The 18291-nt window shown below is 63.4% G+C and carries 19 protein-coding genes; 7 read left to right on the top strand and 12 right to left on the bottom strand.

What is annotated here, in order from left to right:
• Nucleotides 1–78: 78 nt before the first annotated feature.
• From AXW67_RS14085 to AXW67_RS14100, 4 genes are all read right to left on the bottom strand, one after another.
• Nucleotides 79–1431, bottom strand: coding sequence for an IS1182 family transposase (locus AXW67_RS14085; protein ID WP_063678360.1), 1353 nt, complete (start codon nucleotides 1429–1431; stop codon nucleotides 79–81).
• A gap of 282 nt (nucleotides 1432–1713) precedes the next feature.
• Nucleotides 1714–2217, bottom strand: coding sequence for a DUF302 domain-containing protein (locus AXW67_RS14090; protein WP_063678367.1), 504 nt, complete (start codon nucleotides 2215–2217; stop codon nucleotides 1714–1716).
• A gap of 61 nt (nucleotides 2218–2278) precedes the next feature.
• The gene (locus AXW67_RS14095) at nucleotides 2279–3154 is read right to left on the bottom strand and encodes an alpha/beta fold hydrolase (RefSeq protein ID WP_063678388.1); all 876 of its coding nucleotides are present in this window, start codon (nucleotides 3152–3154) and stop codon (nucleotides 2279–2281) included.
• 101 nt (nucleotides 3155–3255) lie between these two features.
• Nucleotides 3256–4029 (bottom strand): alpha/beta hydrolase, encoded by a 774-nt coding sequence (locus AXW67_RS14100; protein WP_063678368.1) that lies wholly within the window; start codon nucleotides 4027–4029, stop codon nucleotides 3256–3258.
• A gap of 215 nt (nucleotides 4030–4244) precedes the next feature.
• On the opposite strand from AXW67_RS14100, the gene AXW67_RS14105 reads away from it, so the two are divergent.
• The gene (locus tag AXW67_RS14105; protein ID WP_063678369.1) at nucleotides 4245–5207 is read left to right on the top strand and encodes an AraC family transcriptional regulator; all 963 of its coding nucleotides are present in this window, start codon (nucleotides 4245–4247) and stop codon (nucleotides 5205–5207) included.
• A 145-nt stretch (nucleotides 5208–5352) separates the two neighbouring features.
• On the opposite strand, the gene AXW67_RS14110 is transcribed toward AXW67_RS14105, so the two are convergent.
• The 6 genes from AXW67_RS14110 to AXW67_RS14135 form a co-directional block, all read right to left on the bottom strand.
• The gene (locus tag AXW67_RS14110) at nucleotides 5353–5577 is read right to left on the bottom strand and encodes a YodC family protein (protein ID WP_027553838.1); all 225 of its coding nucleotides are present in this window, start codon (nucleotides 5575–5577) and stop codon (nucleotides 5353–5355) included.
• A 385-nt stretch (nucleotides 5578–5962) separates the two neighbouring features.
• Nucleotides 5963–6703: an HAD family hydrolase gene (locus tag AXW67_RS14115; RefSeq protein ID WP_063678370.1), complete on the bottom strand. Its 741-nt coding sequence runs from the start codon at nucleotides 6701–6703 to the stop codon at nucleotides 5963–5965.
• Nucleotides 6700–7599 (bottom strand): oxygen-dependent coproporphyrinogen oxidase, encoded by a 900-nt coding sequence (hemF, locus tag AXW67_RS14120; protein ID WP_063678371.1) that lies wholly within the window; start codon nucleotides 7597–7599, stop codon nucleotides 6700–6702. The genes AXW67_RS14115 and hemF overlap by 4 nt, the downstream gene beginning before the upstream one ends.
• A gap of 4 nt (nucleotides 7600–7603) precedes the next feature.
• The gene (locus AXW67_RS14125; RefSeq protein ID WP_063678389.1) at nucleotides 7604–7969 is read right to left on the bottom strand and encodes a 6-pyruvoyl trahydropterin synthase family protein; all 366 of its coding nucleotides are present in this window, start codon (nucleotides 7967–7969) and stop codon (nucleotides 7604–7606) included.
• Nucleotides 7970–7986: 17 nt separating this feature from the next.
• Entirely contained in the window at nucleotides 7987–8619 is a 633-nt protein-coding gene (gene queE / locus AXW67_RS14130; RefSeq protein ID WP_063678372.1) for a 7-carboxy-7-deazaguanine synthase, read from the bottom strand.
• A 19-nt stretch (nucleotides 8620–8638) separates the two neighbouring features.
• Nucleotides 8639–9097 carry a tRNA (cytidine(34)-2'-O)-methyltransferase gene (locus tag AXW67_RS14135; protein WP_063678373.1) on the bottom strand — a complete coding sequence of 153 codons (459 nt, stop codon included), beginning with the start codon at nucleotides 9095–9097 and terminating at the stop codon, nucleotides 8639–8641.
• Nucleotides 9098–9375: 278 nt separating this feature from the next.
• Between AXW67_RS14135 and petA the strand changes: the two genes are divergently transcribed.
• The 6 genes from petA (at nucleotide 9376) to AXW67_RS14165 (ending at nucleotide 16710) form a co-directional block, all read left to right on the top strand.
• Entirely contained in the window at nucleotides 9376–9906 is a 531-nt protein-coding gene (petA, locus tag AXW67_RS14140) for a ubiquinol-cytochrome c reductase iron-sulfur subunit (RefSeq protein ID WP_063678374.1), read from the top strand.
• Between the two features lie 62 nt (nucleotides 9907–9968).
• Nucleotides 9969–12032, top strand: a complete 2064-nt coding sequence (fbcH, locus tag AXW67_RS14145; RefSeq protein ID WP_063678375.1) for a cytochrome b/c1 — start codon at nucleotides 9969–9971, stop codon at nucleotides 12030–12032.
• 267 nt (nucleotides 12033–12299) lie between these two features.
• A complete protein-coding gene (locus AXW67_RS14150; protein ID WP_063678376.1) occupies nucleotides 12300–12974 on the top strand; it encodes a dienelactone hydrolase family protein in 675 nt (224 codons plus the stop codon).
• A gap of 86 nt (nucleotides 12975–13060) precedes the next feature.
• The gene (locus AXW67_RS14155) at nucleotides 13061–13627 is read left to right on the top strand and encodes a hypothetical protein (RefSeq protein WP_082907881.1); all 567 of its coding nucleotides are present in this window, start codon (nucleotides 13061–13063) and stop codon (nucleotides 13625–13627) included.
• A gap of 262 nt (nucleotides 13628–13889) precedes the next feature.
• A complete protein-coding gene (locus AXW67_RS14160; protein ID WP_063678377.1) occupies nucleotides 13890–16055 on the top strand; it encodes an anthranilate synthase component I in 2166 nt (721 codons plus the stop codon).
• Nucleotides 16056–16170: 115 nt separating this feature from the next.
• On the top strand, nucleotides 16171–16710 hold the full coding sequence (locus tag AXW67_RS14165) for an adenine phosphoribosyltransferase (RefSeq protein WP_027553827.1): 540 nt from the start codon (nucleotides 16171–16173) through the stop codon (nucleotides 16708–16710).
• Nucleotides 16711–16754: 44 nt separating this feature from the next.
• Here AXW67_RS14165 and AXW67_RS14170 read toward each other — a convergent pair whose 3' ends face one another.
• Both AXW67_RS14170 and AXW67_RS14175 read right to left on the bottom strand, forming a co-directional pair.
• Nucleotides 16755–17423, bottom strand: a complete 669-nt coding sequence (locus AXW67_RS14170; protein WP_063678378.1) for a hypothetical protein — start codon at nucleotides 17421–17423, stop codon at nucleotides 16755–16757.
• Nucleotides 17424–17483: 60 nt separating this feature from the next.
• Nucleotides 17484–18236, bottom strand: a complete 753-nt coding sequence (locus tag AXW67_RS14175; RefSeq protein ID WP_027553825.1) for a P-loop NTPase family protein — start codon at nucleotides 18234–18236, stop codon at nucleotides 17484–17486.
• Between the last annotated feature and the right edge of the window lie 55 nt (nucleotides 18237–18291).

Genomic DNA, 18291 nt, shown 5'->3' on the forward strand with positions numbered 1-18291 from the left:
CCGATTCCGTTGAAAAAGGCGGCAGTAATCCGATGTATTGGCGCCCGCGCCGATGTAGCCGAACGGCTTTGCTGACCCTTATGCGGGCTTGAGGGTTTGCATCGGGATCAGCTTGGCCAGCTTGCGAAGGTTCTGAGCGGTGGCTGCGAGGGTGAACTCGTCGCGCGCACCGTTTGGGCCTCGTAACCGTAAACGGTCGAGCTTGAGAATGCGCTTGAGGTGCGCGAACAGCATCTCGATCTTTTTGCGGAGCCGACGCGAAGTGCGCCCCTCCCACGATCTTGCGATCTGGCGCGCCATGTCGCGAGCGCCCTCGTAGATCGAGCGCGGCACCCTCCGTGAAGCCTGCTTGGGGCAGCACTGGGACTTCAATACGCATCGATCGCAATCGCGCTTGATAGCGAGGTAAAGCATCGTGGCTCCATCGTTCACCAGCGCTCCGGTCGTGGTGAGGATCTTGCCGTCAGGACAGCGGTAGACGTCCCTTGCATGATCATAGGTGAAGTCTTCGCGCGAGAAGATCCCATCTGTGCGTGCCGACTTGTCGAACACTGTAACGTGTGGCTCGATGCCATGCTCGTAAACCAACCAGCCGAGCATCTCGGCTGAGCCATAGCCGCTGTCGCCGAGAAGCCGGTTCGGATAGAGATCGAACCGCTCCAGCGAGCGCTCAATCATGCGCTTGGCGGCCAACACCTCCGCCTGCCGGATGGCCGTGGTCGCCTCGACATCGACGATGATCGCGTTCTCGACGTCGACCAGGTAGTTCGTCGAGTAGGCGAAGAAGGCTTGGCCGCCGTGCGCCCCCGTCCAGCGCGCCGCCGGGTCGGCAGGCGACACGAACTTCGGCGTGACCTCGGTCGCTGCGCCGAAAGCGGCATCATCGAGGACAGCCAGATACTCATTGATCGCTCGGCCGGCGGCCTCCGGTGGAAGTCCCTTGTCGCCTTCGATTCCCTTCTGCCGATTGGCGTCGGCCTTGATCAGGCTCGCATCGACTGCAAATCCTTCACCGCCGACCAGCCGCTCCTCAATACAGCGGTGTAAAACGCTCTCGAAAACGCGACGGAAGAGATCGCTCTCCCGGAAGCGGCCATGCCTGTTTTTGGAGAATGTCGAATGGTCCGGCACCGCCCCTTCCAGACCCAGCCGGCAGAACCACCGGTAAGCCAAATTGAGGTGGACCTCATCGCACAGCCGCCGCTCCGATCGGATCCCGAAGCAGTAACCGACTAAGAGCATCCGGATCATCAGCTCGGGATCGATCGAAGGTCGGCCAATACTGCTATAGAAAGGCGCCAGGTCCTTCCTAATCTGTTCAAGGTCGACAAATCTATCGATCGACCGCAGCAGATGGTCGGCGGGAATATGCTTCTCGAGCGAGAATTCGTAGAACAACGCAGCCTGTTCGACTTGCCGATGTCCCATCATGATCTTCAGTCCTGCCACCTAGACAGACTGAATCACTGATCCCTCTGCGTCGCAACAGCCGCCTTTTTCAACGGAATCGGCCCATCATCGAAGTGGCGGCACGTCTCGTTGAGGTCCGGATAGTGGGCATTGCGGACTCGATTTGCTCAAGTTGATGAGCGGACCTGCCGCCAGAGGCGTCGGTGCCGAACAGTCGAAGCCTCGCGCCTAGTCCTTCGCGGCCGGTACGGGCGTCGCGTTCGTCGATTGGTGTGAGTTACCCTCTTCCATCGACCCAAGACGTCATCCGCTTGAGCTCGCACATTCGCGTAGCAAGGTCGTGATCTTCGTATCGAGATCTCGGGCGACGGCCAGGGCTTCGGCGCTGCCATAATGCAGCAGATAGCTCTCCATTTTGTCATAAGAGATGTGCACGCCATCGGGACGCTCATCAATCAGCACTGTGACTGGAGCATAGGAGCCAGCATCGGGCACGTGCTTGACCATTTCTTTCATGATGAGCGGATTGCCGACCACAAGCCGTATGATCATGGGTGTCCTGGATCCAGTTTCGCGACGCAGAATGTCGCCCAGGTCGAATTCCGCGAAGAGCATGAGGTTCGTTCGGCCGAGGCCGCGCTGTACAACGCGCTCCAGATCCGGGAAGGAATCTGTCGCCCTCGTCTCTTTGAAAAAGTTGACCATGTCAGGCTGCCCGATCGCGGACTTGATGCCGGTCACAATAGCCTCGAACGGTTTGGCGCTCGTGAGGCTGAAACGTTCCACCTCGACTTTAGCGATTGTCATTTTGTTCTCCGTAACAAGTCTCATCGATGGGTGCGTCCGATGACGTCGGAACGTGCCGGGCTCATGCGGCCGCGGACTGTGCTTGCAGGAAGGTCCGGACGTGGCTGACGAATATCTCGTGGTGCTGAAACAGGGCGCCGTGCCCTGAATCGGGATAGAGGACCAGCTGGGCGTTACTGAGTTCCTTGAACATTGCGTAGGCGTTGCTCGCCGGCAGCATGGTGTCGTGGCTGCCGCTGACCACAAGAGCGGGCTGACGGATGGCGCGCAGAATGGCGTGCTCGGGATCAGGTGTGGCGCACCAGGTGATCAGAGCCTTGGCCTGCGGATCGGTGACCGCTTTGCCGTTGTCGGTGTCTCGATCGTCCTTGCGCAACTTCGTCCGCTTTAGGAAGGCCAAGCCGGAAGACTGGCTGGCGGACGACTTCGTGAAGAACAGCGGCAGACGGGGGTCCGGCGCATCGGTTTGGGAAAACGCCTGCTGCAGAACCGCCAGCAGGTGTTCTTCTCCACCTTTCGGCGCGGTGCCCACAAGGATGAGCTTGCGGACCAGCCGTCCGTGGTCGGCGGCAATCTGCTGGGCGACGCAGCCGCCGAGAGAAAAGCCCAGCAGGTCGACCTCAGGAAGGCCCAGCAGATTGATGAAGGCGACTGCATCTCTCGCCATTGTTTCGATATTATCAGGCGTTTGGCCGGTTGAGCGACCGACCCCGGCGTTGTCGAATGCGATGACGGGGCGGTCGGCGGCGAGAGCGTTGACGACGGCGGGATCCCACGCATCGATGTTGCCCGAGAAGTGCTGCAGGAGAACCAGCGGCGTTCCGGTAGCGGGGCCGAGCAGGCGATAGGCGAAGCGGATTCCGTTGCCTTCGACGTAACGGGTCAGCGCGGTTTCGAGCGTGGCGACGTGCTGGCGCACGATGTCGAGTTGAGTCATGTCATCCTCCGGATGCTTGAAATATTTGAATTGGGAGACCGGTGTGGCGCAGCGATGCTTTGAGCGACGCTCCCGGCGCGAAAACGCCGGGAGCGGTACTGTCACTTTGCGAGTGTGGCCTTCTCAATCACCTCGGCGACTTCCTTGGCATGAACGACGAGCGAAGCATGACTGCCGGCGACGTCCGTTATCTGGGCCTTCATCCTGTCGGCGAAAAACTTCTGGGCCTCGGGTGCGATCACTCTGTCCTTGGTGGTGATCACGTAGAACGTCGGCTTGTCCCGCCAGGCGGTCGTATCGACCGGAGCCTCGAACGCCTTGTCGCTCAACGGCAGCTGATGGTTCGCAAGGGATTCGGCAATCTTCAGGGGAAGGTCAGCCGCGACCGCCGAAGGAAATACCTTGGGATCAATGTAGAGGTTGCCCTTGTCGTCAGGATGGATCGCCGCGGCGCCTTCGGTAGCCGGACCGCTCTTGGCGAGGGTCGCCAGAGATTGGCCCACGTCAGGCGCGAAAGCGGAGACGTAGACCAGCGCCGACACCTTGGGATCGTTACCGGCTTCCGTGATGACCACGCCACCCCAGGAATGGCCGACGAGAACGGTTTTGCCGTCCTGCTTCGCGAGCGCCTGTTTGGTGGCATCGACGTCGGCGGCAAGCGAGGTGAGCGGATTTTCGACAAGCGTGACGTTGTAGCCCTTCTTCGTGAGAATATCGGCAACGGGCTGCCAGCTCGTCTGATCCACGAAAGCGCCGTGCACGAGCACGATGTTGTGGGCCGCTCCCTTGGGCAATTCGGCGGAACGGACGGAGCCGATCAATGTCGTTCCGGCCAGAAGTACGGTGGCGGCTAGTGAGAGGAGGATATTCAGCATTGATTGTTCCTGTTGGCATGTCGGACGAAGACAGTCCGAGGGAATGGACAGGCGTTTCCAGCTAGGTCGCGGTTCTTCCATCTGCCATCGGCGAAATGGTTGCCGCTCGTAACGTCGGCCCGCCGCGACATGACCTATTCCGCGGACCTTCCGGACGATAGAGATCAATCGTCCAGATGTTGTGTCTGATCGTCCACCGGTCTAATCTTGGCGGCATGGACATTCTCGCCCAAGTGCTCGATCGCATTCGTCTCGGCGGGACGCTGCTCTTTCACTTCGAGCTCGGCCATCCCTGGCATCTTGAGTTGCCGGCGCGCCCCTACGCTCTATTTCACTATCTCAGCCAGGGCTCGGCGACCCTTGCGCTCGGACAGGGACAGGAAATCCAGATGACTGAGGGCGACTTTGTCGTCATCACGCGCGGAGAGCCCCATGTGTTTTATTCGGATCGCCGGGCCAAGCCTTTGCGGATTATGGATATCGATCGGTCGTCGCCACGTCTTGGCGTCGTTCGTCACGGCCGCCGTGCAAAGCCGCTCTCGACCATGATCTGCGGCAATTTCACAGTGTCACGGCCGCTGTTTGGCAGCGTGCTGGAGTTACTTCCGCCCGTGCTCTTGCTGAAGCCGACAGCGGACCGTGGTTGGCTTGAAGCAATCCTGCGCCGCATGGTCAGCGAGTCCGCGCACGAGCGTCCTGGCCAGCGCGTCGCGCTTTCACGACTGACAGAAGTGCTCTTTGTCGAGGTGCTCCGAAGCTGGATTGCGTCTCTCAGTCCCGGACAAGGCGGCTGGCTCGGGGCCATCTCTGACCCACATATCGGACCGGCGCTCAAGCTCATTCACGAAAATCCGGAGCTTCCCTGGACCCTGAGCGATCTTGGCCAGCGCGTTGGGCTCGGCCGCTCGGTATTCTCGGCGCGCTTTACCAAGCTCGTCGGCCAGTCCATGCACCGCTATGTGATCGAACGCCGAATGGCGGAAGCGGCGTTCCTGCTGGAAACCAGCGATGAGCCCATCGCACGTATCGCCAGCAGGGTTGGTTACGAGACAGCGGCGGCGTTTTCGAAGTTATTCCATCGACATCACGGCGTATCGCCCGGCCGGTACCGAATATCCCGTCGCCCTGACAGCGGCGAAAGGCAAGGCGACTTTCAGAAAGCAGCGGTCGCCGATTAGGTTTGAAGCGGCCAACTATGGCAGGTCCGCTTACGGCCTCTTCTGTGACATCCAGCGATGTCCGCTATTGCGCCGCTATTGGCAGAGAAGCGGACATCGACGCGCCGGAGCCGGGCACTCCGATCCAAGTAGGATGCGGTCTTGCCTATTCGTCGTCTTCGTCCTCGTCGTCATCCTCGTCTTCGTCGTCCTCTTCCTCGTCGGGGTCTTCTTCCACCTGCACGAGCGTGGCCAGCGGCAATGTCTCGCGGAACAGATCGCCTTCCATGCCCATCCAGAGGCAGAGCACTTCGTCCTCCTTGATCTCCGCAACGGTCAGCGGCTGGCCGCCGGATTTCAGCATCACGACATCGCCGGCTTTCAATTCCATGGATTGTCCTTTCGAGTTGAACCGGACGCGAGGTTAGCAATTTGTCATGACACCCGGAAAACGGGCGAGCGGCAGCGCCATCACATGAGACATGTGGGACTGCCTGCATGGTTCGAGACGCCCGCTGTGCGGGGTCCTCACCATGAGGTTATTGCCGCAAAACGCAAAACCTCATCCTGAGGGCCCGCCAAAGGCGGGCGTCTCGAAGGGTGGGCCGCAGGTGAACCGACTACTAAGGCCTTCCATCGCAGCCACCGCGAGGATGTCATCATCCTCCTGTTTTGCCCGACGTGTCAAAGCCGTTTCGTAAAATCCGCAGCCCTTGAATTTGCAGCAGCCACCTACTGTGCATGGGGTTGTTTTCGCTATTTTGTCTTCGCCCCGGCTACGCCGGGTCCGGCAACAGCTCGCTCAGCGAGCGGATGATGCGGTCGGGCTTGACGGTCGAGCCTTCCGGCAGGCCGTCGCCGTGCACGTCCATCCAGATCCCGTAGATGCCGAGGCGCTGCGGCGTCACGACTTCCCATTCCAGGTTGTCGCCGATCATCCAAGTATCCTTGGCGGTGACGCCGAGCGCGTCCATTGCGTGCAGATAGGCGCGCTCCTCGGGCTTGCCGAAACCGTGCTCGCCCTCGATCTGGATGTGATGGAAACGGTGCGCCAGCTCGAAGCGTTCGACCTTGGCGCGCTGCATGTCGGCGGCGCCGTTGGTCACCAGCGCGAGCTTGATGTCGAGTGCCTTCAGCCGGTCGATGGCCTCATGCGCGCCGGGGAAGACGAACATCTCCTCCTCGCGATAGGCGGTGAAACGGTCGGCAATGCGAATTGCAAGATCGTCGGGCAGGGCGCGGTGACCGGCGGCCGCCAGCGCGGCAAAGCCGCCCTTGACCGTCAGATGTCGGGCCTCGGCGAGCTTGAGCCGCCAGGCGGCTTCCGCATTGGCCCAGAAGTTTCGCGCGAAGGACAAGACGGCGGCCGCGACCTCATGCGGCGGCAGCGGCGCAAGCTCCGCGGCGAACTCGGCGGCGATCGTGTTCCAGGCGATCTCGGGCCGGCCATAGGCCGACAGGATGGTGTCATCCATGTCGATCAGCATGGCGCGGGGCAGCGGCTTCATCGCGGTCATGGCCACTTCACCTCCGGCGGCAGCGACGATAGGATCGAATCCACGTTGCCGCCGGTCTTGAGCCCGAAGATGGTGCCGCGGTCGTAGAGCAGATTGAACTCGACATAGCGCCCGCGGCGGATCAGCTGCTCCTCGCGATCTGCAGCGGTCCAGCTCGTCGCGAAATTGCGCCGCACGATGTCAGGATAGATTTTCAGGAAGGCGCGACCGACGTCCTGGGTGAAGGCGAGGTCGGCGTCCCAGTCGCCGCTGTCGTGCCAGTCGTAGAAGATGCCGCCGATGCCGCGCGCTTCCTTCCGGTGCGGCAGATAGAAATACTCGTCGCACCACTTCTTGTACTTGTCGTAGTCGGCGACGCCGTTCGGTCCGCTGCAGGCGTCCTTCATCGCGGCGTGGAAGGCGATCGTGTCCGCATCGGCCTGCGTGCGCCGGCGGTCGAGCACGGGCGTGAGGTCGGCGCCGCCGCCGAACCAGGCCTTGGTGGTGACGACGAAGCGCGTGTTCATGTGCACCGCCGGCACGTGCGGATTGCGCATGTGCGCGATCAGGGAGATGCCGGAGGCCCAGAAGCGCGGATCCTCGGCCGCGCCCGGGATCTGCGCGCGGAATTCGGGGGCGAACTCGCCGTGGACGGTCGAGCAGTGCACGCCGACCTTCTCGAACAGACGGCCGTACATCATCGACATCATGCCGCCGCCGCCGGGCGCGCCGCTGTGGTCGGTGCGCTGCCACGGCGTGCGTTCGAAGCGGCCGGCGTTGCCGGGATAGAGCGCCTCGGGCGCATCGTCTTCCAATCGCTCGAAGCTTTCGCAGATGTCGTCGCGCAAGCGTTCGAACCAGTTGCGCGCGCGGGCCTTGCGATCCTCAATCGAGTTCGGGTCAATCGCGGATGTCATGTCGTCAGCCTTGCGGACCGTAATAGGTGCAGCTCTCGTTGCAGCTGTCACGGTGAATGCTGACGCGGGTCAGCCCCTCGATGTGCTGGAGGCGCTCCCAGACGAAGCGCGAGAGGTTTTCCAGCGTCGGCACGCCAATCGCCTCGATCTTGTTGAGGAACTTGTGGTCCAGCGTCAGCCGCACGTCCTCGATCGCGCGCTGGACGAGGCCGAGATCGACCACCATGCCGGTCACCGGATCGGGCGTGCCGCGCAGGGTCACCTCGGCACGGAAGGAGTGGCCGTGGATTTCTTCGCTTGCCGCACCGAAGGTCGTTCCCGACAGCGAATGCGCTGCCTCGAAGCGGAAGGATTTCGTCAATTCCCACATCTGTTCGCAGACCAATCCTATCTGATGCCGAGTGACTTGTGCGTCTGTACGCTGAGGCGCCATTGCGGATGACGTAGGCAATAGTCGATGGCGCGTGCCGTGTTCTCGGCGACCTCGGGCCCGTCCATCGGCTGCAGCGAGAAGCGCTCGAAGGCGAGGCCTTCGAAGGCTTCCGGCGCTGCGAGCGGCTGGGGATAGACCAGCTTCAATTCGTGACCCTGCCGCAGCACCAGCTCGCTGCCGCCCTTGGGGCTGACGCAGATCCAGTCGAGCCCCTCGGGCGGTGCGATCGTGCCGTTGGTCTCCACGCCGATCTCGAAGCCGCGGGCATGGAGCGCCTCGATCAGGGCGTCATCCAGCTGCAGCAGCGGCTCGCCTCCGGTCAGCACCACGTAGCGGTTGTGGCCTGTGCCAGTCCACTGCGCGGCGATGGTGTCGGCGAGTTCCGCTGATGTCGCGTAGCGTCCGCCGAGCGTGCCGTCGGTGCCGACGAAATCCGTGTCGCAGAATTTACACACGGCGTCCGCGCGATCGGCCTCGCGGCCGCTCCAGAGGTTGCAGCCGGCAAAGCGGCAGAACACGGAGGCGCGTCCGGCATGGGCGCCTTCGCCTTGCAGGGTCAGGAAGATCTCCTTGACCGCGTAACTCAACTTAACTCTCCTCAAAATATCAAACCTGCGGGTTCCGCACCTGCCGCAGCGCTTCGCCTGCGGCCATCGCCGCGGTCATCGCCACATTGAGCGACCGCAGCCCGGGCGTGATCGGGATCACCAGCCGCGCATCCGCGGCCTCGACCACTGCGTCGGTGACGCCGGCGCTCTCGCGCCCGAATAGCAGGATGTCCGACGTCTGGTAACGGAAATCGAGATAGTTCGTGGCGCCCTTGGTGGTGAAGAGCAAGAGGCGGTAGCCATGTGCCGCGCGCCAGGCCGCGAATTTCGACCAGGAGTCGTGCCGGGTCACGCTGACCTGATCCAGATAGTCCATTCCCGCCCGGCGGAACAAGCGGTCCGAGACCGGAAAACCGGCGGGCTCGATGATGTGGGCCGCTATCCCCAGGCAGGCGCAGAGCCTGAGAATCGTACCCGTGTTCTGGGCGATGTCGGGTTGGAAAAGCGCTATCTGCATGGGGTCCAGCGGGTCGGTTGCGGGCCGGAAATGTCTCAATAAAACATCGCTCGCCCGGGAATTCGTGCATTGCACGCTTCCGCGCCGATAGCGGGCTTGCGCTCGCCCGGCAAGGGTGCCAATAGAACGATTCTGGACTGCTGTTTCACCCGTTTCGGCGTGGGCAAGCAATGTTCTGCCGCCGCGGGGGGCCGCGGGCGCCGGCAGCCTGTTCTGGGGACCTTTGGGCGCCCCCTGGAGCGGTTCCACCGGTCGCATAAGAAGAAAGGGTTGGAATCGTGACGACAGCGTCTTCGGCGGACCATCCGACACGCCGTGATTTCTTATTCGTTGCAACGGGGGCATTCGCAGCGGTAGGGGGCGCGGCAGCGCTTTGGCCGTTCATTTCCCAGATGAATCCGGACGCCTCGACGATCGCCGCCGGCGCGCCGATCGAGGTCGATCTCAGCCCGATCGCCGAGGGCCAGGACATCAAGGTGTTCTGGCGCGGCAAGCCGATCTACATCAGCCACCGCACCAAGAAGCAGATTGAGGAAGCGCGCGCCGTACCCGTGGCGAGCCTGCCCGATCCGCAGAGCGACGAGGCCCGGGTCAAGGCCGGCCACGACCAGTGGCTGGTCGTGATCGGCATCTGCACTCATCTCGGCTGTATCCCGATCGCCCATGAGGGCAATTACGACGGCTTCTTCTGCCCGTGCCACGGTTCGCAGTACGACTCGTCCGGCCGTATCCGCCAGGGGCCTGCGCCCGCCAACCTTGCGGTGCCGCCCTACCAGTTCGTCTCCGACACCAAAATTCAGATCGGCTGAGCCTCGGGCCTTCGTCCGAAGCTTCGTGCCGTCACGTCGTTTTATTTCCTCAGGATCGCATCATGAGCGGACCATCCGACTACCAGCCGAGCAATCCGGCACTGCAGTGGATCGAGCGGCGCCTGCCGATCTTTGGTCTCATGCACTCGTCCTTCGTCGCCTATCCCACCCCGCGTAACCTGAACTACTGGTGGACCTTCGGCGCCATCCTCTCCTTCATGCTCGGGATGCAGATCCTGACCGGCGTGATCCTGGCGATGCACTATACGCCGTACGCCGATCTCGCCTTCAAGTCGGTCGAGCTGATCGTGCGTGACGTCAACTACGGCTGGCTGCTGCGCAACATGCATGCAGTCGGCGCGTCGATGTTCTTCTTCGCCGTCTACGTCCACATGTTCCGCGGCCTCTATTACGGGTCGTACAAGGAGCCGCGCGAAGTGCTGTGGATCCTTGGCGTCATCATCTACCTCCTGATGATGGCGACCGGCTTCATGGGCTACGTGCTGCCGTGGGGGCAGATGAGCTTCTGGGGCGCCACCGTCATCACCAACCTGTTCTCCGCCATTCCCTATGTCGGCGAGAGCATCGTGACGCTGCTGTGGGGCGGCTATTCGGTCGGCAATCCGACACTGAACCGCTTCTTCTCGCTGCACTACCTCTTGCCGTTCGTGATCGCGGGCGTCGTCGTGCTCCACGTCTGGGCACTGCACGTCGCCGGTCAGAACAATCCTGACGGCGTCGAGCCGAAGTCGGAAAAGGACACGGTGCCGTTCACGCCGCATGCGACCATCAAGGACCTGTTCGGCGTGTCCTGCTTCCTGCTCCTCTACGCCTGGTTCATCTTCTACATGCCGAACTATCTCGGCGACGCCGACAACTACATCCCGGCGAACCCGGGCGTGACGCCACCGCACATCGTGCCGGAATGGTACTACCTGCCGTTCTACGCGATCCTGCGCTCGATCCCGAACAAGCTCGCGGGCGTCATCGCGATGTTCTCGGCGATCCTCATCCTGTGCTTCCTGCCCTGGCTCGACAGCGCCAGGACCAGGTCCTCGAAGTACCGTCCGCTCGCCAAGCAGTTCTTCTGGATCTTCGTCGTGGTCTGCGTGCTGCTCGGCTATCTCGGCGCGCAGCCGCCGGAAGGCATCTATGTGATCGCCGGCCGGGTCCTGACGGTCTGCTACTTCGCCTACTTCCTGATCGTGCTGCCGCTGCTTTCGCGCATCGAGACGCCGCGGCCGGTTCCGAACTCGATCTCGGAGTCGGTGCTGGCCAGTGGCGGCAAGGTCGCGGCCTCCGTCGCGGTCGCGCTCGTCGCCGCCGGCGCGCTGTTCCTCGGCACCTTGCAGGACGCCCGCGCCAACGAAGGCAGCGACAAGCCGCCGGGCAACAAGTGGTCGTTCTCCGGCCCGTTCGGCACGTTCGACCGCGGCGCGCTGCAGCGCGGGTTGAAGGTCTACAAGGAGGTCTGCGCCAACTGCCACGGCCTGTCCTTCGTCGCCTTCCGCAACCTCGCGGAAGCCGGCGGTCCAGGCTACTCGGTCGCCCAGGCGGCGGCGTTTGCCTCGGAGTACAAGATCAAGGACGGTCCGAACGATGCCGGCGACATGTTCGAGCGCCCCGGTCGTCCCGCCGACTACTTCCCCTCGCCATTCCCGAACGAGCAGGCAGCCCGTGTGGCGAACGGGGGTGCGGCGCCGCCGGACCTGTCGCTGATCACCAAGGCGCGCTCCTATGAGCGCGGCTTCCCCTGGTTCATCTTCGACTTCTTCACCCAGTACCAGGAGCAGGGTCCGGACTACGTCGCGGCGGTGCTTCAGGGCTTCGAGGAGAAGGTGCCGGAGGGTGTGACCATCCCGGAGGGTTCCTACTACAACAAGTACTTCCCGGGCCACGCCATCAAGATGCCGAAGCCGCTCAGCGACGGCCAGGTGACCTATGACGACGGTTCGCCGACCACGGTCGCGCAGTACGCCAAGGACGTCACCACCTTCCTGATGTGGACCGCCGAGCCGCACATGGAAGCGCGCAAGCGCCTCGGCCTCCAGGTGTTCGTGTTCCTGGTCCTCTTCGCGGGCCTGATGTACTTCACCAAGAAGAAGGTCTGGGCCGACTCGCACTGAGCGGCGGAGACGAGAAACGAAAAGGCCCCCGCGAGGGGGCTTTTTTTGTTGGATTCAGTTCACCGTCATTCCGGGGCGATGCGTCAGCATCGAGCCCGGAATCCATTCGTCCGCCAGCGCTGCGGCCCGATGGATTCTCCGATGCGCAATTGCGCATCATAGCTCGCGCGATCGCGCGCCCCGGAATGACGGGAGTGTGGATTGCGTCGCGCCCGCCCACCAGCCAAAATACCGCCAACCGCCCCCAGAACATCGTCGGAGGACAACATGGGAACCGTCATCACCTTCAAGCGCCCGGACGGCAAGGACGCATCGGGCTATCTCGCCAACGCGGCGCGCGGCAATGCGCCGGGCGTGGTCGTGATCCAGGAGTGGTGGGGGCTGTCGGACCAGATCAAGGGCCTGTGCGACCGGTTCGCGCTGGCCGGCTTCGACGCGCTGGCGCCCGATCTCTACAAGGGCAAGGTCGTGCCGTATCACGACACGGAGAGCGCCAACAAGGAGATGAACTCGCTCGACTTCATGGACGCCACCACGCAGACCGTGCGCGGCGCCACGCAATATCTGTCGCGCAACGGCGCCAAGGTCGGCCTGACCGGCTTCTGCCTCGGCGGCGCGGTGACCATCATCGGTGCCACCAAGATCCCGGAGCTTGCGGCCGGCGTCGTGTTCTACGGCATTCCGCCGGAGCAGGCGGCCAAGCCCGCCGACGTCAAGATCCCGCTCCAGGCCCACTTCGCCAACAAGGACGATTGGTGCACGCCGCAGGTGGTGGATGCCTTCGAAAAGGGCATGAAGGCCGCCGGCAAGTCGATCGAGCTGTTCCGCTATGACGCCGAGCACGCCTTCGTCAACGAGCAGCGCCAGGCCGTGCACGACCGTGAAGCCGCCGAGCTCGCCTGGGGTCGCGCCACGGAGTTTTTCCGCAAGCATCTGGGGTGAGCGCAGCTGCGATCGGACCAGGAACCGGGAGGGCATGTCGATCTCGTCTTTCACGCACCGCGTGCGCGGCCCTGCTCGTTCGGTCGATGGCCGCTGCCGGCGGGGCCCTTGTGCTGACGACGGCTCAGGCGCCGGCAGAGCAAGCGTTTGTGACGCTAGACGGCGATCTCAAGAAAGAGGCCTGGTGGGCCGTCGCCGATTTTCACCCGTTCACGACCGAGGTTCGCGGCATACCCGCGAACCAGATTCGAAAGAGTTGGTGCAAGGCCACTGAATTTCGCAAGGACCTGATCCCGAAGGAACTGCTGTTCGAGGGCAGTGCCGATGTGATGAAGGCGGCCGGGATGTCGTTTGCGATCGAAGGCCGTTTCGACGGCACGGCCACGCTGCAAGTTGCCGTGGTCGGCGTCTTTCAGGAATGCGCCGGTCCAAAAGGCAGGTTCTTCCTGATCCTCGATCAACCCGCCGGCGGGACGCCCAGGATCCGCTTTGTCGATGCCGTGCGGACAAACCGTCAGTTCGGCGCGCTTCAGAAAGGGCAGGGCGGCAGCATCGTCGCCTGGGAGTGCATGGAATGTGACGGGAGTTCTGTCCTGAAATGGGATCGGAAGAAGCGCAAATTCGGCTGGGTGCCTCAGCCCGAAGAACAGTAGCAACGGGCGGCTTTTGGGCGCTTCAGTCCGAAATGGTCCGGCCCTCCGGCCCTTGACGCCGCTCCCGCACCATGATGTTAGTTCCCCCATGAGCATCGCCGTCCGCCCATCCCGTCGTTGGTGGCGCACCTCCTAAGAGGTGGCCGGTGCGATTTCTTTTCCCAAAATCGTCGAAGGTCGCCAACGCAGTGCGGCGGCCTGATCGTTTGTCCTGTGTGGCGTTCCCCCGGCAAGTCTCGTAAGAGGAGCCCAAGAGGATCACATGAACAGGACAGTCTTTGCCCTCCCGGCCAGAAGCGAATACGCGACCCGTGCCGGTCTCGCGGTCACGCGCGTGGCGGAGCAGTTCACCGGCGGCGCGAGCAAGCTCGACGATCTCATCAACCTGCTCGACCGCCGCCGTGGCGTCGTGCTGTCCTCGGGCACGACCGTGCCGGGCCGCTACGAGAGCTTTGACCTCGGCTTCTCCGACCCGCCGCTCAAGCTCGAGACGGTCGGCTTCAACTTCACGCTGGAGGCGCTGAATGCGCGCGGGCAGGTGCTGATCGCCTTCCTCGGCGACGTCCTGCGCGAACCCTGCGTGGTGATCTCCGAGAAAAGCGCTTCGCGCCTGTCCGGCCACATCATCCGCGGCGATGCGCCGGTCGAGGAAGACCAGCGCACGCGGCGTGCCAGCGTGATGTCGCTGGTGCGGGATCTCATCGCTGCCTTCTCCGCCAATGAAGATGGCCTGCTCGGCCTGTTCGGCGCCTTCGCCTACGACCTGGTCTTCCAGATCGAGGACCTCGTGCAGAAGCGCGCGCGCGAGCAGGACCAGCGCGACATCGTGCTCTATATTCCGGATCGCCTGCTCGCCTATGACCGCGCCACCGGCCGCGGCGTCGTCCTGACCTATGATTTCGCGTGGAAGGGCAAGTCCACCGAAGGCCTGCCGCGCAAGACGGCCGAGAGCCCCTACCTGAAGACGCCGCGCCAGGGCTTCGCCGATCATGCGCCCGGCGAATATCAGGCGACGGTCGAGACCGCGCGCGCGGCCTTTGCGCGCGGCGATCTGTTCGAGGCGGTGCCGGGACAGCTCTTCGCCGAGCCCTGCGAGCGTTCGCCGGCCGAAGTCTTCCAGCGCCTCTGCGTCATCAACCCGTCGCCCTACGGCGCGCTGATGAATCTCGGCGACGGCGAATTCCTGGTGTCGGCCTCGCCGGAAATGTTCGTGCGCTCCGACGGGCGCCGCGTCGAGACCTGCCCGATCTCGGGCACGATCGCGCGCGGCATCGATGCGATCGGCGACGCCGAGCAGATCCGCCAGCTCCTGAACTCGGAAAAGGACGAGTTCGAGCTCAACATGTGCACCGACGTCGACCGCAACGACAAGGCGCGCGTCTGCGTCCCCGGCACGATCAAGGTGTTGGCGCGCCGCCAGATCGAGACCTATTCAAAGCTGTTCCACACCGTCGATCATGTCGAGGGCATGCTGCGCCCCGGCTTCGATGCGCTGGATGCGTTCCTCACCCACGCCTGGGCCGTGACAGTGACCGGCGCGCCAAAGCTCTGGGCCATGCAGTTCGTCGAGGATCACGAGCGCTCGCCGCGGCGCTGGTATGCCGGCGCGATCGGCGCGGTGAATTTCGACGGCAGCATCAACACCGGCCTCACCATCCGCACCATCCGCATGAAGGATGGCCTCGCCGAGGTGCGCGTCGGCGCCACCTGCCTGTTCGACTCCGATCCGGCCGCGGAGGATCGCGAATGCCAGGTCAAGGCGGCGGCGCTGTTCCAGGCGCTGCGCGGTGATCCGCCAAAGCCGCTGTCGAGCTTCGCGCCCGACGCGACCGGCTCGGGCAAGCAGGTTCTGCTGATCGACCATGACGACAGTTTCGTGCACATGCTCGCCGACTATTTCCGCCAGGTCGGCGCCAGCGTCACCGTCGTGCGCTATGTGCACGCGCTCGACATGCTCAAGCAGAAGAAATGGGATCTGCTGGTGCTGTCGCCGGGACCGGGACGGCCCGAGGATTTCGGGATCAAGAAGACGATCGACGCGGCGCTGGAGAAGAAGCTGCCGGTGTTCGGCGTCTGCCTCGGCGTGCAGGCGATTGGCGAATATTTTGGCGGGGAGCTCGGGCAACTGGCGCATCCCGCCCATGGCCGGCCCTCGCGGGTGCAGGTGCGCGGCGGCAGGTTGATGCGCAATCTGCCGAACGAGATCGTCATCGGCCGCTATCATTCGCTCTTTGTCGAGCGCGACAGCATGCCGGACGTCCTGAACGTGACCGCGAGCACCGAGGACGGCGTCGCCATGGCGCTGGAGCACAAGACGCTGCCGGTCGCCGGCGTGCAATTCCACCCGGAATCGCTGATGTCGCTGGGCGGCGAGGTGGGCTTGCGCATCGTCGAGAACGCATTCCGGCTGGATGCGGGGACGAATTGAGTGCCGTCATTGCGAGGAGCGGAGCAACGAGGCAATCCAGCCTGTCTCAGCGGGGAAGGTCTGGATTGCTTCGCTTCGCTCGCAATGACAGAATAAAGCCTAAAGCGAGACATCAATGACTTTTGACCACGATCTGAAGGCCAGCGTCCGCACGATCCCCGACTATCCCAAGCCCGGGATCATGTTCCGCGACATCACCACGCTGCTCGCCGACGCGCGCGCCTTCCGCCGCGCAGTCGACCAGCTCGTGCACCCCTGGGCCGGCAACAAGATCGACAAGGTCGCCGGCATGGAGGCGCGCGGCTTCATCCTCGGCGGCGCGGTAGCGCACCAGCTTTCCGCCGGCTTCGTGCCGATCCGGAAAAAAGGCAAGCTGCCGCACACCACCGTGCGCATCGCCTATTCGCTGGAGTACGGCATCGACGAGATGGAGATGCATGTCGATGCGGTCGCGCCCGGCGAGCGCGTGATCCTGGTCGACGATCTCATTGCCACCGGCGGCACCGCAGAGGGCGCGGTGAAGCTGCTGCGGCAGATCGGCGCCAATGTGATCGCCGCCTGCTTCATCATCGACCTGCCCGAGCTCGGCGGCGCCGCCAAGCTGCGCGCCATGGACGTCCCGGTCCGCACCCTGATGACGTTCGAGGGGCACTAAGCGACCTCGGTTCGGTTGGCTAGTATTGCCCGGGTAAAATAATCCTAGGACTGCTGCAGGATCAGGCTGAGCTCGAGCTCGCGGAAGGCGAGGTAGTTCCGCCGGATCCACTGGTGCAGCTCGGTCGATGTGTCCTTCTCCTGGCGCAAATAGCCGGTGAAGGAGAAGTTCAGCCGGTCGATATAGGTCTTCAGGAAGCCGGGCAGGGCGGGCAGGCGGAACAGCCGGCCGCCTTCCATCGCAGGCGGCAGCTCGCCGCGCACGACGTATTCGTTGTCCACCGTGATCAGGTTTATCCGCGGGATCTGTCCGCGCAGCATGTCGTGCGCGCGGGCCGAGACGCGGTCGGTGTCGGCGACGAACAGGATCATGGGCGCGACGTGCCGGCGCGCGGCCTCCTTCAACAGGCCGATCTCGTCGGTCATCTTGAAGAACTCGTCGAAGGCGTGGAAGCCGAGGTCGATCACCTTGGCGAGGCCGTCATCGACGATGACGCGGTCCATGAGCTGCATCTTGCCGTAGGTGTCGACCACGTCGGCGGTCTCGGTGACCCGCGGCAGATAGTCGAGCAGCGACGGTTCCTTCAGATTGACGTCGAAGGCCGCGACGTCGCCGTTCTTGAGCAGCAGGAATTCGGTCAGCAGACGTGCCAACAGCGTCTTGCCGACCTGCGGGCGGGGCGAGCAGATGATGTAGACGGGCGTGGCGGACATCGACAGCTATATCAGGCTAGACTGGCGCCCAATCCAGCCGCATCCGCAGCTCGCCCGCAACTATTTTTCGCTGCTGCGGGCCGCGGGCTTGGAGCCGACGATGTCGGTCAGCCGGATGCGGTCGAACTCGCTCCAGACGTTCGCCAGCCAGTGCCGGACATAGCCGCGCAGCACGAAGGAATAGTTCGCGGCCTCGTCGTTCATCCCCTTGTTGGCGACGAATTTCAGGAACGGAACGGACGAAACTTCGACCTGCTCATAGGCCATTTCGTTGAGCTTGGGGATGGTCAGCTCGGTCGCGTCCTTGATGCGGTGGAAGTAGGAATTGTAGGTCGACTGGTCCCACTGGAAGAACTGGGTGTCGTTGATGAAGTTCTTGACCAGGAAATATTTTGCGCCGGTCATGAAGCCCGCGGTCTCGGCGATCTCGTCCAGCGAGGCGATCGAGGGGCCGAGGATGTGGAACACGGCGAAGGTGATCTGGCCGGCCTTGGCGGCGTCCAGGAAGCCGATGTCGCGCAGCGAGGCCAGTGCCGGCGAGAGCAGGCCGGCGCGGACGTCGATCACAGTCACCGACGGGCTCGCCGCATTGAGCGTGTCGAAGATCTTCATCTGGTCGGCCGTCGTCATCATGTCGACGATCTCGGTAATCTCCGGGTGGAAGCGCTTCAGCGTTCCGCGCGGCGACTCCGTGTCGAACGCGCGCGTCGGCACGTTGTTGGCGGAAAAATAATCGAGCAAGGTGCGCGATACCGTGGTCTTGCCGACCCCGCCCTTGTCCGCGCCCACCACAACCACTGCCGGCTTTGCCATTGCTGTCCCCTAACGCGCGCCCGCCGATCGCTGGTTGCGATCGGCCGGGTCCCAA

It is taken from the genome of Bradyrhizobium neotropicale, assembly GCF_001641695.1.
Taxonomy (GTDB): Bacteria; Pseudomonadota; Alphaproteobacteria; order Rhizobiales; family Xanthobacteraceae; genus Bradyrhizobium; species Bradyrhizobium neotropicale.